Genomic DNA, 15,000 nt, shown 5'->3' on the forward strand with positions numbered 1-15,000 from the left:
GTCGTAGCCGTCCTCAGCTCGCCTCGGCCAGCAGCGAGAGCTGCTTGGCGCCCTCGCCGACGAGGTCGGTGATGGTCGTGGGATAGTCGCCGGTGAAGTAATGGTCGGTGAACTGCGGCTGCGCCGCGTTGCGCGACGGCTCGCCGAGCGCCCGGTAGAGCCCGTCGATGGAGATGAAGGCGAGGGAATCGACGCCGAGATAGTCGCGCATCTCGTCGATCGACATGTGGGCGGCCAGCAGCTTCTCCTGGTCCGGCATGTCGATGCCGTAATAGTCCGGGTACTTGATCGGCGGCGAGGCAATGCGGAAATGCACCTCCTTCGCGCCGGCGTCGCGCATCATCCGCACGATCTTGCGCGAGGTGGTGCCGCGCACGATGGAATCGTCGACGAGCACCAGCCGCTGGCCCTCGATCACCGCGCGATTGGCCGAATGCTTCATCCTGACGCCCTGGTCGCGCACCGACTGGGTCGGCTGGATGAAGGTGCGGCCGACATAGTGGTTGCGGATGATGCCGAGTTCGTAGGGAAGGCCCGAGGCCTGGGCGTAGCCGATGGCCGCCGGCACGCCCGAATCCGGCACGGGGACGATGACGTCCGCCGGCACGTTCGACTCCTCGGCGAGGATCGCGCCGATTCGCTTGCGCATGCCGTATACGTTCTTGCCGTCGACGATGGAATCCGGCCGGGCGAAGTAGACGTATTCGAAGATGCAGGGGCGCTTGCGGCGCGCCGGGAAGGGCTTGATCGACTCGAGGCCGCGCTCGTCGATCACCACCACCTCGCCGTTCTCCACCTCGCGCACGAAGCGCGCGCCGATGATGTCGAGCGCCACCGTCTCGGAGGTCAGGATGAACTTGCCGTCGAGTTCGCCGATCACCAGCGGCCGAATGCCGAGGGGATCGCGCGCGCCGATCAGTTTCTTGTTGGTCATGCCGACGAAGGCATAGCCGCCTTCGATCTGGCCGAGCGCGTCGATGAAGCGGTCGACGAAGCGGTTGCGGCGCGAGCGCGCCACGAGGTGCAGGATCACCTCGGTGTCCGAGGTCGCCTGGTAGATGGCGCCGTCGGCGATCAGGCGGCGGCGAAGCGTCAGGCCGTTGGTGAGGTTGCCGTTGTGGCAGGCGGCGAAGCCGCCGGTCTCCAGCTCGGCGAAGAGCGGCTGGACGTTGCGCAGGATGTTGCCGCCGGTGGTGGAATAGCGCGTGTGGCCGATGGCGGAGGGGCCGGGCAGCCGCTCGATCACGTCGAGGCGGGAAAAATTGTCGCCGACGAGGCCCATGCGCCGCTCGGAATGGAAGCGCGCGCCGTCGAAGGAGACGATGCCGGCCGCTTCCTGGCCGCGGTGCTGGAGCGCGTGCAGTCCGAGCGCGGTGAGCGCCGCGGCGTCCGGATGGTCGTAGACGCCGAAGACGCCGCACTCCTCGTGCAGCCGGTCGGAGTCGACGTCGAGGACGAGGTCGTCACGGCACGGCGCGTCAGCCTCGTGATGGCGGACTTCAAGGGATTGCGTCATCGCATCCTCGTCGTTGAATGACATCGGTCGTCGGCCCGTCGCGTCATATGCGGGCTGATGCGCCGGAACGATAGGTCCACCCCATGCACGGCGACCATGCGCCGGAAGAACAGCGGGCGCCAGATCAGGGCTGGCGCGGCGGCGTCGCGCCCGGCGCCGGCGTCGCCGGCGGCGTGCCGGGAGCGGCGGGGGCCGTGGTCGCCGGAGGCGTCGTCGCGGGCGGCGTCCCGCCCGGGGTCGACCGGTTCAGGCGGCGCAGGATGTCGGACCCTTCGATGTCCTGCGGCAACTGCGCGATCAGCCAGTCCTTGGTCTGCTCGAGCAGGGCGTAGGACTTGGCCCGCGTCACCCAGTCGGGGCGGTTCGGGCCGGGGACGAGCCAGGTGAAGAAGGCGAAGGCGACGACCACGATGACGAGGCCGCGGCCGAGGCCGAAGACGAAGCCGAGGGTGCGGTCGAGCACGCCGATCTTGGAATCGAGGATGGCGTCGGAAATCTTGATGGTGATGAGCGAGACGATGACGAGCACTGTCAGGAAGACGCCGGCGATGACGATCGCCTTGGCGAGGAGCTCGTTGGTGATCTGCGTCTGCGCGATCGGCAGCAGCCGCGGATAGGCGTACCACGTCGCGATCGCCGCCAGCGCCCAGGATGCGATGGACAGGACCTCGCGGACGAAGCCGCGAACCATCGCCAGCAGCGCGGAGATCAGCATGATCGCGGCGAGGCCGATATCGAGATAGGTCACCGGCATCGATTTCGGCTCCGGAATGCGAGGTTCGGGCGCTGCGAGTCGGAAAACCCGCGCGCGACCCCGCGCTTATAGCGAGGCGGGTGGCCCGCGTCACCCCGTCACGGGCGCGAGCGATCCTCACCACGCGGACCGGTCCGAATTGTGGCGGCGGGACGCGCTCGGCCGCTCACGGCTGGGGCGTCGCGGGGAGGGCGGAGACCGCCTTCGGCGGCGTCACGCCCATGGAGACATAGATGCTCATCAACTGGTCGATGCCGATGTCGGCCGGGCTCACCCAGGTCTCCGGCACGTAGATCAGGCCGCCGCCGATGGGCACCGGCGCGGTGGGCACGAGAATGCCGAGATAGCGCTGCTCTCCAACCATCACCGCCTCGTGCGACGGCAGCAGGGCGAGCACCGCCGCGCCGCCCGGCTCGCCGCCGAAGAAACACCAGACCGGGCTCATGCTCTTCAGCCCGTCGGCGTCCTTGCGGTCCACCATGGAGACGAAGCGCCGCGACAGGTCGTAGACCGTTCCGATCAGCGGAATGCGCCGCATGATGCGGTCGAGCGCATCCTGCAGACGCTCCTGCAGCACGATGGCGACGAGGCCGAGGAGGTAGATGACGCCGACGACGATCAGGATGCCGATGAGATAGGCGGCGAGCGACGACGACGAGAAGCCGAGGCCGAGGGACGTCAGGAACCGCCCCACCACCGTGCCGGGGCCGACGAAGCCGTAGATGAAGCTCACCGACCAGCCGACGACGAAGGCGGTGACCGCCAGCGGCAGCAGCAGCAGGACGCCCGCCAGGAAGACGCGCCTCAGATTGCCCATCCTTGCTCCCCCTCACGGGGCTTGCGCCCCGGCTGCCCCCGCACGGGGATCACTCCCCCGCTGCCGCCTTCGGCCGCTCCCGCGCCACGCCCGAGGCCGCGATATCCGCGACCAGGGTCGACAGGCCGGTGACGGCCTGCACCGCAAGCCCGGTCTCGCCGGTCTCGCCGCGTGCGATCTCCGGCACCACGGCCCTGGTGAAGCCGAGCTTCTTGGCTTCCTTGAGGCGGGCCGCCGCCTGGGCCACGGGCCGGACCGCCCCGGAGAGGCTCACCTCGCCGAAATAGACCGCATCCGCCGGCAGCACGGCGCCGGAGAGCGAGGAGACGAGGGCCGCCGCCACCGCCAGGTCCGCCGCCGGCTCGGCGATCCTCAGGCCCCCCGCGACGTTGAGATAGACGTCGTGGCCGCCGAGCCGCACGCCGCAATGGGCGTCGAGCACGGCGAGCACCATGGAGAGCCGCGCCGGGTCCCAGCCCACCACCGCCCGCCGCGGCGTGCCGAGGGTGGAGGGGGCGACGAGGGCCTGGATCTCCACGAGAACCGGCCGCGTGCCCTCCATGCCGGCGAAGACGGCGGTGCCCGGTGCGCCGAGGTCGCGCCCCGCGAGGAACAGTTCGGAGGGGTTCGGCACCTCGCGCAGACCCTTGCCGGTCATCTCGAAGACGCCGATCTCGTCGGTCGGGCCGAAGCGGTTCTTCACCGCCCGCAGGATGCGGAAATGGTGGCCGCCTTCGCCCTCGAAGCTCATGACCGCGTCGACCATGTGCTCGACCACCCGCGGGCCGGCGATCTGGCCGTCCTTGGTGACGTGACCGACGAGGATCACCGCGGCCCCGGACTTCTTCGCGAAGCGGATCAGCACCTGGGCGGCCGAGCGCACCTGGCTCACCGTTCCCGGCGCGCTCTCCACCGAATCCGTCCACATGGTCTGGATCGAATCGATCACCACCAGCCGCGGCGTCACGCCTTCCGACAGGGTGGCGACGATGTCCTCGACATTGGTCTCCGCCGCGAGCTCCACGGGGGAGGCGGTGAGTCCGAGCCGCTCCGCCCTCAGCCGCACCTGGCCGACGGCCTCCTCGCCCGAGATGTAGACGACCCGGTGGCCCATGCGGGCGAGCCGGGCCGAGGCCTGGATCAGCAGTGTCGACTTGCCGATGCCGGGATCGCCGCCGATCAGGATCACCGAGCCCTTGACGAGTCCGCCGCCGAAGACCCGGTCGAGCTCGCCGACCTGCGTCTCCGTCCGGGGCGCCTGGTCGTTGACGCCGTCGAGGCCGGCGAGGGCGAAAGCCCGCCCGCGTGTCTTGCCGGCCTTGGCCGGTGCGCCGCCGACGCCGGTGGCTGCCACGCTCTCCTCGGCGATGGTGTTCCAGGCCCCGCAGCTCTCGCACTTGCCCTGCCAGCGGCCGTAGGTCGCGCCGCAGGACTGGCAGACATAGGTGGTGGTGGAGCGGGCCATGTCAGCCGGTATAGCGCCTGTGGTAGCGCCTGCCGAGGCTCGTCAGGATCTCATAGCCGATGGTGCCGGCCGCTTCCGCCACGTCGTCGACGCCGATTCCGTCGCCGATGAGGGTCGCGGTGTCGCCGGCTGCGACCGCACCCGCATCCGTCACGTCGATGGCGATGAGGTCCATGGAGACGCGGCCGGCGGGCTGGCAGAGGACGCCGTTGACCCGCATCGGCGCGCCGGTCTTCCGGTCGGTCGAGCCCGCCTGGCGCAGGTAGCCGTCGGCATAGCCGACCGAGACCACGGCGATGCGGCTGTTGCGCCCGGCCGTCCACGCGGCGCCGTAGCCGACGGTGTCGCCCACCCGCACGCTGCGCACCTGCACGATGGGCGCTTCCAGCGTCACGACCGGCGCGAGCGGGTCGCGGCCGGCGACGTAGCGGGCGCCGTAGAGCGCGACGCCCGGCCGCATCAGGTCGTGGCGGGCCGCGGGCAGGGTGCAACCGGCGGAATTGGCGAGCGAGCCGGGAATGCCCGGAAACAGGCCGCGGATCTGCTGGAACCGGTCGATCTGCCGGGCGGTGAGCGGATGGCCCGGCTCGTCGGCGCAGGCGAAGTGGCTCATCAACAGGGCCGGCTCGAAGGCGAGGGCGTTGGCACCGGGTTCGGCGAGCAGGGCGGCCTCGGCGAGGTCGAGCCCCAGCCGGTTCATGCCGGTGTCGACATGGATGGCGGCGGGAAGGCGGCGGCCGACCGTCTCGCAATGGGCGGCGAAGATCTCCACGTCCTCGCGGCTGCCGAGTACCGGGCGGATGTCGTGGGCCGTATAGGTGTCCAGGGCCGCGCCGAAAAGACCGTTGAGCACGTAGACGGTCGCGGCGGGAAGCGCGGCGCGCAGCCGCTTCGCCTCCGACAGATGCGCGACGAAGAAGGTCGTGCAGCCCGCGCCGGCGAGCGCCGGGCCGGCCCGCTCGATGCCGAGCCCGTAGGCGTCGGCCTTCACCACCGCCGCCGTGGCGACGCCGCCGCCCATGCCGACGATCGCCCGGTAATTGGCGGCCAGGGCCGCGAGGTCGATGGTCAGGACCGCGCCGGCCTCGCTCTGCGGAATGGTCATGGGCCTACTCGAAGCGTTCGGGCAGCCGGTCGGCATCGGCGAGATCGGAGAAGCGCGTCACCGAATCCTCGAACTGCAGCATGACCGTGCCGGTGGGGCCGTGGCGCTGCTTGCCGATGATCACCTCGGCGCGGCCGTGGACCTGCGCCATGTCGGTCTGCCACTTCAGGTGTTCCTCGGTGCCGGGCTTCGGCTCCTTGTTCTTCAGATAGTATTCCTCGCGGAACACGAACATCACGGCGTCGGCGTCCTGCTCGATGGAGCCGGATTCGCGCAGGTCCGAGAGCTGGGGACGCTTGTCGTCGCGGTTCTCGACCTGACGCGAGAGCTGCGACAGCGCCATGATCGGCACGTGCAGCTCCTTGGCCAGCGCCTTGAGGCCGGTCGTGATCTCGGTCAGCTCCTGCACGCGGTTGTCGCCCTTCTTCGACGAGCCGGAGAGGAGCTGGAGATAGTCCACCACCATGAAGTCGAGGCCGCGCTGGCGCTTCAGGCGCCGGGCGCGCGCCGCGAGCTGGACGATGGACAGGCCGCCCGTGTCGTCGATGTAGAGCGGCAGCGACTGGATCTCCTGCGCCGCCTGGGTGAGCTTGTAGAACTCGTCCTCGCGCATGTCGCCGCGACGGATCTTGTAGGAAGGGATGGCCGCCTGCTCGGCGACGATACGGGTGGCGAGCTGGTCGGCGCTCATTTCCAGCGAGAAGAAGCCGACGATGCCGCCGTTGGTGGTCTTGTGGGTGCCGTCGGGCTCGACCTCGAACTTGTAGGCCTTGGCGATGTTGAAGGCGATGTTGGTGGCGAGCGCCGTCTTGCCCATGCCCGGGCGTCCCGCGAGGATGACGAGGTCGGAATGCTGCAGGCCGCCGAGGCGCTGGTCGAGATCGTTCAGTCCGGTCGAGATGCCCGACAGCTTGCCGTCGCGCTGATAGGCCGCCGCCGCCATGTCGATGGCGCGCGCCATGGCGTCGGTGAAGCGGCGGAAGCCGCCGTCGTAGCGGCCGGTCTCGGCGAGCTCGAACAGGCTCTTCTCGGCGTCCTCGATCTGCTGGCGCGGCGGCATGTCCACCGGCGCGTCGTAGGCGACGTTGACCATGCCCTCGCCGATGAGGATCAGGTTGCGGCGGATGGCGAGGTCGTAGATCGCCCGGCCGTAATCCTCGGCGTTGATGATCGTCGTGGCTTCCGCCGCGAGGCGCCCGAGATATTGCGCCACGGTCATGCCGCCGACCTCGATGGCCGCGTCGTTCATGAAGGTCTTGAGCGTCACCGGCGTCGCGATCTTGCCGGCGCGGATGAGCTGCGAGGCGATCTCGTGGATCTTCTGGTGCAGCGGGTCGAAGAAGTGCTTCGGCTCCAGGAAGTCGGAGACACGGTAGAAGGCCTCGTTGTTGACGAGGATCGCGCCCAGCAGCGCCTGCTCCGCCTCGATGTTGTGCGGCGCCTGGCGAAACGGCAGGTCGGACGGGCCGACGGATTTCAGGGCGGGCAGTGCGGACATGGGGCTTCTGAGTCTGTGCTGGGGCAGGCCTGTCTAGCAGAGCGGAGCAGTGCCGGGGCCAATCCTTTGGCAGCAGCGGCCATCATCGCCCGCTCTCCCCGATTCTCACAGGCCCATCCGGGAAGGGCGCGCATCGCAGGTGGACGCTTGACTCGCGCCGCCTGATCGGAACGGCGCCCTGTGGCCCCGGCGCCACGCCGCTGCGCAAGCAATCCGACGTCGAGCCAAGAATACAACCTGCGGGTTACTTGCGCCACGTTTGGAAACCTAACGTTAAGATTAACGTGCGATCCCTCATGCGAGCCGCAATCGCGGTGAATCGTTCATTTCCAAGGGGCGCTCCCATGTTCAAGCGTGTCGCAATACCCATGGCCGCCGCTGCGGTTCTCATGACATCCAGCGTCGCCGGCGCTGCCGATCTCGGCGGGCCGGTCCTGCGCGGCTCCGAGGTCGTCGCGCCGTCCTACGAGTACAGTGACCACTGGAGCGGCGTCTATCTGGGCGGCCATGTCGGCACCCAGTTCGTCCACAACCGCGGCTTCCACAGCGATGCCACCGGCACGACGATCGACGATGGTACCGGCCGCCAGGTCTGGAACTTCGAGTACGACTACATGAAGGCGCAGTTCAACTACGGCGTCCACCTCGGCATCCAGCGCCTGTTCGGCGCCTTCCTGCTCGGCGCCGAGTTCAGCCTCGACGGTCCCAGCGGCAAGGCCAACTCGCCCTGGTACAACGGCCACGTCGCCTTCACCGTCCCGCCCAACGGCGGCAACCAGTACCAGCAGCGCATCGGCATCAACTGGCAGGCTTCGCTGGTGGCCCGCGCCGGCTTCGTGCACCACAAGTCGCTCTACTATGTGCTCGGCGGCTTCGCGGCGGCGAGCATGACCGCCTGCACCGTGCTCGACGACTGCAACAACCCCGTCGGCCACGTGGTGAAGTATTCCGCGACGCGCTGGGGCTGGGTGATCGGCGCCGGCATGGAGCACAGGCTGACCCACAACTGGTCCATCCGCGCCGAGTATCGCTACACCAGCTACGGCTCGCGCACCTGCCTTGCCACCGATCCCTGCGCGATCAACGCCAACGCTTCCGACGTCCGCAACCGCGTCGACACCCATGCCGTGCGCGTGGGCGTCAGCTACCTCTTCGGTGCACCGGCCCTGCCGGCGGCCCCGATCATCGCCCGCTACTGATCGGGGAGGGCGGGCCGCGCAGGCCCGCCGGTCCCCCTCCGATGCAAAACGCCCGGTCGCGAGACCGGGCGTTTTTTTGATGGGATCGATGGTGCCGCCCGGAGGCGGCGCCGGGCTCAGCCCTCGGAGTCGCCGAACTCTTCCGGGTTGAAGGTCTCGAAGGTCGGCTCGTCGGCGCGCTGGGTGAGATCCTCGCCCTCGGTCTGCCGGTCGGCCTCGCCCTCGGAGCGCGCGACGTTGACGGTGACGGTGGCCTCGACCTCCGGGTGCAGCGACACGGTGACCTTGTGGAGGCCGATCGTCTTGATCGGCGTGTCGAGCTGGATCATGGCGCGCGACACGGTGATGCCGGCGGCGGTGATGGCGTCCGACAGGTCGCGGGCCGAGACCGAGCCGTAGAGCTGGCCGGTCTCGCCAGCCTGGCGGATCAGCACGTAGGAGGTGCCGTCGAGCTCGGCGGCGACGGCCTCGGCTTCCTTCTTCATCTCGAGGTTGCGGGCCTCGAGCTGGGCCTTCATCGTCTCGAACTTCTTGCGGTTGGCCTCGGTGGCGCGCAGCGCCTTGCCGGTGGTGAGGAGGAAGTTGCGGGCGTAGCCCGGCTTCACGTCCACCACTTCGCCCATGTAGCCGAGCTTGGCGACGCGCTCGAGAAGAATGACCTGCATGATGATGCTCCTTGTTCAGTCGGTCGGTGTCAGGTGTTGAAGGGAGGCGCGGGCGGCTTGCGCCGCGCCCGGATGTCGAAGAGCACGTCGGCGAGGCCGGCGAGCGCCACGAAGATCATCGGCCAGCCGATGACGAAGGTGAGGGCATAGAGCAGGCCCAGCGCGAAGCCGCGCATGCCCCAGCCGCGGGTGATGTCGTGCGCCAGCGCGAAGCCCTGCAGCGCGTAGATGGCGAGCCCGACCGCCAGCATGATGGCGGCGAGCTGGCCCGGAAAGCCGGAGGCGAAGGATCCGATGGAGCCGGCGAGGAGGACGAGCGAGGTCCATTTGGGAAGCTTCAGCGACGGCAGGTCGGGCCAGGGCCGGATCAGCCGGCCCGAGGCGCGGACGATGCGGCCGGCGAAATAGAGGTTGATGGTGGTGACGAAGGTCCAGACCACCGCCGCCGCCACCGGCACGGCCGCCGCCATCAGCGCCACCAGCGCCTCCCGATCGGTATTGCCGGCGCGCATCTGGTCGAGCGTGCGGCCCACGGCCTGGCGGATGGAGGCCTGGAACGCGGTGTAGTCGAGGCCGTAGAGGGCGACGATGGCGAAGAGCGTCAGCAGCACCGCGCAGGCGCCGACGAGCGTGAGGATCATGCCGGCCGGCATCCATTCGACCGCCTGCGGATCGTCCTCCCGCGGCGCCGGCCGCAGCGACAGCGCCGCATAGGTGAGCACCCAGGCGGGCAGGCCGATCGAGAAGAAGAAGAACAGGCCGAACTGCGAGCGCAGCGCCACCGACAGGGCGAGCGCGCCGATGGTTCCGGCGAAGGCACCGGCATAGTGGCCCCAGCCGAGCCCGGCGATGAGCACGGGCAGCGCGGCGAAATAGAACAGGATGAGCGCCATCGGGCTCCCCGACGCGAGCGTCGCGAAGAGCAGTGCGGAGGCAAGTCCTGCCCCGAAGGCGATGGCCAGGGTCGGTCCCATCGTCAGCTGTCCCGCTCATGGCAGAGGGTTAGGGGAGGATCCCCAGCTTCAGCCGCGGCGGTTCTGACCGGCACGGCCGACGATTACGTCAGGCGGTTGCGGCGGGGCGCTGGCGCGTCCCGCCGCAGGAAATCACTTGATCACGTAGGGCAGCAGGCCGAGGAAGCGGGCGCGCTTGATCGCCTGGGCGAGCTCGCGCTGCTTCTTGGCGGAAACCGCCGTGATGCGGGACGGGACGATCTTGCCGCGCTCGGAAATGTAGCGCTGCAGGAGACGCACGTCCTTGTAGTCGATCTTCGGCGCGTTCGGGCCGGAGAAGGGGCAGGTCTTGCGACGGCGGAAGAAGGGGCGACGGGCGCCACCGGCTGCGGCAGACATGGTCACTCCTCCGTCTGTTCGACATCGGCGGAGGCTTCGACATCCCCGCCATCACGATCGCGGAAACGGCGCGCGCCGCCGCCACCGCCACCACCGCCGCCGAAGCCGCGGTCACGACCGCCACCGCCGCCGAAGCCGCGGTCGCCGCCGAAGCCGCGCTCGCCGCGATCGTCGCGGTCGCGCTTCTGCAGCATGGCCGACGGGCCTTCCTCGAGCTCCTCGACCTTCACGGTCATGAAGCGCAGGATGTCCTCGTTGATCGCCATCTGGCGCTCCATCTCGGAGATCGCCGCCGGCGGAGCATCGATGTTCATCAGCGTGTAGTGGGCCTTGCGGTTCTTGCGGACGCGGAAGGCGATCGACTTCAGGCCCCAGGGCTCGACCTTGGGCACCGAGCCGCCATGGGCCTCGATGACGCCCTTGTACTGCTCGGCAAGCGCTTCCGCCTGCTGAGAGGTCACGTCCTGGCGCGCCAGGAACACATGTTCATAGAGAGGCATTCGGCCTGTCTCCGGTTCGAGTGACGCTTTGTCCGGCGCGAAGCCCCCCGAGCCCTGGACAGGCCCGACAGTTTTCTCGAAGGCGGAGACACCGGACGACGGATGGAAAACACCATCCTGCAGGCGAGCCTGCCGTCCGTTCAGCCACCGGCCGTCCGAAGCGAAGGCGGCCTTATACGCGATCGCCGCACGGATTCAAGGCCGTTTCCGCAGGAGCGCTGCGGTTTTCGTCGCCGCGACGGGAACCACGGGGCCCGGCACCGGGTTGTGAGACGCGGATGAATGGGGAGACGACCATGGCCACCACGCCCAAGGCGGGAACACCTCGACCGGAAACCGGGCGCGGAACCGCCCATCCCGACGGGCGGACGAGCCCCGGCAATCGTGGCGAGGACCGGGTCGGTGGCGACGAGGTCGGCGAGGGCACCTTCGCCGACCGCCAGGCCGGGCCGGAGGACGTCATCCGCGGCGCGCCGCCGAAGAAGAAGAAGCGTTACAGCCTCGCCGACTGACGCCATGATCCTGCCGTGATGCGATGAAACAAGAAGAAATAGTTCGCGAGGCGGACCTTTCCGGGAGCGAATCCATGGCCGATGTCCATCACATGCAAAGTCGCGGCTGCGTCCTGACGGCGCGCGACCTCACCCTCATCAAGCGCAAGTTCGACCGGACCTGCGAGGAACTCGGCGTCTTCGCCGAGGACGAGTCGGCCCGCCGTTCACTCGGCCGGGCCCTGGTCGAGGCCGTCGCCCGCGGCGAGGTCGAACTCGCTATTGCCGACGACGCGGTTCCCACCGGCACCGAGACGCTTTATTTCGAGGGCGAGGAACTCGTCGTCGCCATCACCGACCGCGTTGGACACTGAAGCCGGTCAGGCCGCGTCCGCCTCCCGCCGCCAGGCGGGGAAGGGGTCCGGCAACCCCTCAAACGCCGCGGGATCGAAGCGCGTCGCCGAAGCGCGGCCGACGAGGCATCCGTCGAGCGCCGCGCGCATCGCCGCCTCGTCCATGCCCGTGCCGATGAAGACCAGTTCCTGCCGCCTGTCGCCATAGACCGGATGCCAGTGGCGCTTGAGCATCTGGCGCCACTCCTCCGATTGCGGCCAGCGCGCCTTCGGCACCGCGGTCCACCAGAAGCCCATGGCGGAGGTCCGGCACACCGCGCCGGCGATCGACAGTTCCCCGCACCAGTCCGGCCGCGTCGCCAGCCAGAAATGACCTTTCGCGCGGATCAGGCCCGGCCACGTCGTCTTCAGGACGGCGTCGAAGGCCCCGGGGTCGAAGGGGCGGGAGGCGCGATAGACGAAGGAGGAGATGCCGTATTCCTCCGTCTCCGGCACATGGTCCTTGAAGCCGTAGAGTTCCTTGGCCCAGAGCGGGTGCATCTCGGCCTTCTCGGCATCGAAGCGGCCGGTGTCCAGCACCTCGGCGAGGTCGACGGACGCAAAGTCGGTGGTGATGACATGGGCATCGGGGTTCAGCCCGCGCACCACCTTCAGCACGAGGTCGCGCCGCTCGGCGTCGACGTCGGAGATCTTGTTGACGATGACCACGTCGGCGAACTCGATCTGGTCGGTGAGGAGATCGGCGAGGGTGCGCTCGTCCTCGCCGCCGGCGGTCTCGCCGCGGTCTCTCAGGAAATCCCGGCTGCCGAAATCGGTCAGCAGGTTGATGGCATCGACCACCGTCACCATCGTGTCGAGCCGCGCCACGTCCTCCAGCGCCCGGTCCTTCTCGTCACGGAAGGAGAAGGTCGCGGCGATCGGCAGCGGCTCGGCGATGCCGGTGCCCTCGATCAAGAGGTAGTCGTAGCGCCCGGCCTCCGCGAGGCGGCGCACCTCCGTCAGCAGATCATCGCGCAGGGTGCAGCAGATGCAGCCATTCGTCATCTCGACCAGCTTCTCGTCCGTCCGCGACAGGTCGGCGCCGCCCTCGCGGACCAGGTCGGCGTCGATGTTCACCTCCGACATGTCGTTGACGATGACCGCCACCCGCCGTCCCTCGCGATTGTTGAGGATGTGGTTGAGCAGGGTCGTCTTGCCGGCGCCGAGGAAGCCGGAAAGGACGGTGACGGGCAGGCGCTGGTCGCGGGCCATGGGATCCTCATAGGTTATAATGTAACATATCGTGGATGACGGGGCGTCTGGCAAGAGGCGGCTGGTACCGCTCCAGACTGTCGATAAGGGTCGCTCGCGCTTGACTCCGCGCCAGCCCGATGCCAGTCCCGCGCACCTTCTCCAGGGGCGTCGCGAGGTCCGGTCCATGACAGCCGCATTCACCTTTCCCGGTCAGGGCAGCCAGAGCGTCGGCATGGGCAAGGCGCTGGCCGATGCCTTTCCCGTCGCCCGCGCGGTCTTCGACGAGGTCGATGCGGCGCTCGGCCAGAAGCTCTCGGCCGTCATGTGGGACGGGCCGATCGAGACCCTGACGCTGACCGAGAACGCCCAGCCGGCGCTGATGGCGGTGTCCCTCGCCACCATCCGCGTGCTCGAGGCCGAGGCCGGCCTCGACCTCGCCCGCGACGCCGCCTTCGTCGCCGGCCATTCGCTCGGCGAGTATTCGGCGCTCGCCGCCGCCGGCACCTTCTCCATCGCCGATGCCGCGCGCCTCCTGCGCATCCGCGGCAATGCCATGCAGGCGGCGACGCCGGTCGGCACCGGCGCCATGGCCGCCATTCTCGGTCTCGATTTCGAGGCTGTCGTGGCGGTGGCCGCCGAGGCGGCGGAGGGCGAGGTCTGTCAGGCCGCCAACGACAACGGCGGCGGCCAGGTCGTCATCTCCGGCCACAAGGCCGCCGTCGACCGGGCCTGCGAACTCGCCAAGGCCAAGGGCGCCAAGCGCGCGATACCCTTGCCCGTCTCCGCCCCCTTCCACTGCGCTTTGATGCAGCCGGCGGCCGACGCCATGGCCGAGGCCCTTGCGAAGGTGACGGTGAAGGCACCGGTCGTGCCCGTCGTCGCCAATGTCGTCGCCGCGCCCGTTAGCGACCCCGCCGAGATCGTCCGCCGCCTCGTCGAGCAGGTGACCGGCACGGTGCGTTGGCGCGAATGCGTCGCCGCCATGGCCGGGGCGGGGGTCACCACCTTCTACGAGATCGGCTCCGGCAAGGTGCTGACCGGCCTCGTCAAGCGCATCGCCGACGGCGCCACCGGAACCGCCATAGGAACGCCCGACGACGTCGCGGCGTTCAAAGCCGCGCGCGGCTGACAGGGAGATCGACCATGTTCGACTTGACCGGCAAGACCGCCCTCGTCACCGGCGCGACCGGCGGCATCGGCAGCGCCATCGCCCGCGCGCTGCACGGCCGCGGCGCCACCGTCGCCCTTTCGGGCACGCGGCGCGAGAAGCTCGACGAGCTCGCCGCCGCCCTCGGCAGCCGCGCCCATGTCCTTCCCGCCAACCTCTCCGCCCTCGACGAGGTCGACGCGCTGGTGCCGGCCGCGGAAGCGGCCATGGGCGGGCTCGACATCCTCGTCAACAATGCCGGCATCACCCGCGACAACCTCTTCATTCGTATGAAGGACGAGGAGTGGGACCAGGTGATCCAGGTGAACCTCACCGCCAACTTCCGCCTGAGCCGCGCCGCCGCCAAGCTGATGATGCGCAAGCGCTGGGGCCGGATCGTGCAGATCACCTCCGTGGTCGGCGTCACCGGCAATCCCGGCCAGGGCAATTACGCGGCCGCCAAGGCCGGCCTCATCGGCATGTCGAAGTCGCTCGCGGCCGAGATCGCCAGCCGCAACGTCACGGTCAACTGCCTCGCGCCCGGCTTCATCGAAACCGCCATGACCGACGTCCTGAACGACAAGCAGAAGGAAACGATCCTGACGCGCGTTCCGGCCGGCCGGCTTGGCCGGGCGGATGAAATCGCCGCCGCTGTCGTCTATCTTGCGTCGGAGGAAGCGGCCTACGTCACCGGGCAGACACTCCACGTGAACGGTGGTATGGCCATGATCTAGTTGGCTAATTCACTCTTTGGGAGGCAAGCTGGCAAAACCGGAAGGCCTGTGATAGAGAGCCTTCAGGTTCGGGCAAGGGGCTTCCCAAACGATCCGGAATTCACGGCGACGCGGCGCGCCGCCTGCAAGACTACTAAGCCGCACACCGCATCCGTTCGAGAGCGGTGCCTC

16 protein-coding genes are annotated in these 15,000 nt (G+C 69.0%); 5 read left to right on the forward strand and 11 right to left on the reverse strand.

Going from position 1 to position 15,000, the window contains the following annotated elements; all coding sequences use genetic code 11:
* Positions 1–13: 13 nt before the first annotated feature.
* The 6 genes from purF to C6569_RS05255 form a co-directional block, all read right to left on the reverse strand.
* On the reverse strand, positions 14–1,516 hold the full coding sequence (purF, locus tag C6569_RS05230; RefSeq protein WP_106750906.1) for an amidophosphoribosyltransferase: 1,503 nt from the start codon (positions 1,514–1,516) through the stop codon (positions 14–16).
* A gap of 124 nt (positions 1,517–1,640) precedes the next feature.
* The gene (locus tag C6569_RS05235) at positions 1,641–2,270 is read right to left on the reverse strand and encodes a CvpA family protein (RefSeq protein WP_106747842.1); all 630 of its coding nucleotides are present in this window, start codon (positions 2,268–2,270) and stop codon (positions 1,641–1,643) included.
* 166 nt (positions 2,271–2,436) lie between these two features.
* Positions 2,437–3,087: a DUF502 domain-containing protein gene (locus C6569_RS05240; RefSeq protein ID WP_106747843.1), complete on the reverse strand. Its 651-nt coding sequence runs from the start codon at positions 3,085–3,087 to the stop codon at positions 2,437–2,439.
* A 49-nt stretch (positions 3,088–3,136) separates the two neighbouring features.
* Positions 3,137–4,552, reverse strand: a complete 1,416-nt coding sequence (gene radA, locus C6569_RS05245) for a DNA repair protein RadA (RefSeq protein WP_106747844.1) — start codon at positions 4,550–4,552, stop codon at positions 3,137–3,139.
* 1 nt (position 4,553) lies between these two features.
* A complete protein-coding gene (gene alr, locus C6569_RS05250) occupies positions 4,554–5,657 on the reverse strand; it encodes an alanine racemase (RefSeq protein ID WP_106747845.1) in 1,104 nt (367 codons plus the stop codon).
* 4 nt (positions 5,658–5,661) lie between these two features.
* Positions 5,662–7,155, reverse strand: coding sequence for a replicative DNA helicase (locus C6569_RS05255; protein WP_106747846.1), 1,494 nt, complete (start codon positions 7,153–7,155; stop codon positions 5,662–5,664).
* Between the two features lie 389 nt (positions 7,156–7,544).
* Here C6569_RS05255 and C6569_RS05260 point away from each other — a divergent pair, with 389 nt between their 5' ends.
* Entirely contained in the window at positions 7,545–8,354 is an 810-nt protein-coding gene (locus tag C6569_RS05260; protein WP_181313917.1) for an outer membrane protein, read from the forward strand.
* A gap of 116 nt (positions 8,355–8,470) precedes the next feature.
* Here the strand turns inward: C6569_RS05260 and rplI are convergent, their stop codons facing one another.
* The 4 genes from rplI to rpsF form a co-directional block, all read right to left on the reverse strand.
* Entirely contained in the window at positions 8,471–9,019 is a 549-nt protein-coding gene (rplI, locus tag C6569_RS05265; protein WP_106747848.1) for a 50S ribosomal protein L9, read from the reverse strand.
* Positions 9,020–9,048: 29 nt separating this feature from the next.
* Entirely contained in the window at positions 9,049–9,993 is a 945-nt protein-coding gene (locus C6569_RS05270; RefSeq protein WP_106747849.1) for a DUF2232 domain-containing protein, read from the reverse strand.
* Between the two features lie 132 nt (positions 9,994–10,125).
* Positions 10,126–10,371: a 30S ribosomal protein S18 gene (rpsR, locus tag C6569_RS05275; protein ID WP_106747850.1), complete on the reverse strand. Its 246-nt coding sequence runs from the start codon at positions 10,369–10,371 to the stop codon at positions 10,126–10,128.
* A gap of 2 nt (positions 10,372–10,373) precedes the next feature.
* Positions 10,374–10,871: a 30S ribosomal protein S6 gene (gene rpsF, locus C6569_RS05280; RefSeq protein WP_106747851.1), complete on the reverse strand. Its 498-nt coding sequence runs from the start codon at positions 10,869–10,871 to the stop codon at positions 10,374–10,376.
* A 296-nt stretch (positions 10,872–11,167) separates the two neighbouring features.
* Between rpsF and C6569_RS05285 the strand changes: the two genes are divergently transcribed.
* Both C6569_RS05285 and C6569_RS05290 read left to right on the forward strand, forming a co-directional pair.
* Complete coding sequence (locus C6569_RS05285) at positions 11,168–11,383, forward strand: hypothetical protein (protein WP_146144734.1); 216 nt, start codon at positions 11,168–11,170, stop codon at positions 11,381–11,383.
* A gap of 74 nt (positions 11,384–11,457) precedes the next feature.
* Positions 11,458–11,736, forward strand: coding sequence for a hypothetical protein (locus C6569_RS05290; RefSeq protein ID WP_106747853.1), 279 nt, complete (start codon positions 11,458–11,460; stop codon positions 11,734–11,736).
* A 6-nt stretch (positions 11,737–11,742) separates the two neighbouring features.
* Here the strand turns inward: C6569_RS05290 and C6569_RS05295 are convergent, their stop codons facing one another.
* The gene (locus C6569_RS05295) at positions 11,743–12,966 is read right to left on the reverse strand and encodes a GTP-binding protein (RefSeq protein WP_106747854.1); all 1,224 of its coding nucleotides are present in this window, start codon (positions 12,964–12,966) and stop codon (positions 11,743–11,745) included.
* Between the two features lie 166 nt (positions 12,967–13,132).
* On the opposite strand from C6569_RS05295, the gene fabD reads away from it, so the two are divergent.
* Both fabD and fabG read left to right on the forward strand, forming a co-directional pair.
* Positions 13,133–14,077 carry an ACP S-malonyltransferase gene (gene fabD / locus C6569_RS05300; protein WP_106747855.1) on the forward strand — a complete coding sequence of 315 codons (945 nt, stop codon included), beginning with the start codon at positions 13,133–13,135 and terminating at the stop codon, positions 14,075–14,077.
* A 14-nt stretch (positions 14,078–14,091) separates the two neighbouring features.
* Positions 14,092–14,829, forward strand: a complete 738-nt coding sequence (gene fabG / locus C6569_RS05305) for a 3-oxoacyl-[acyl-carrier-protein] reductase (protein ID WP_106747856.1) — start codon at positions 14,092–14,094, stop codon at positions 14,827–14,829.
* Positions 14,830–15,000 lie beyond the last annotated feature (171 nt).

Source organism: Phreatobacter cathodiphilus (genome assembly GCF_003008515.1).
GTDB lineage: Bacteria > Pseudomonadota > Alphaproteobacteria > Rhizobiales > Phreatobacteraceae > Phreatobacter > Phreatobacter cathodiphilus.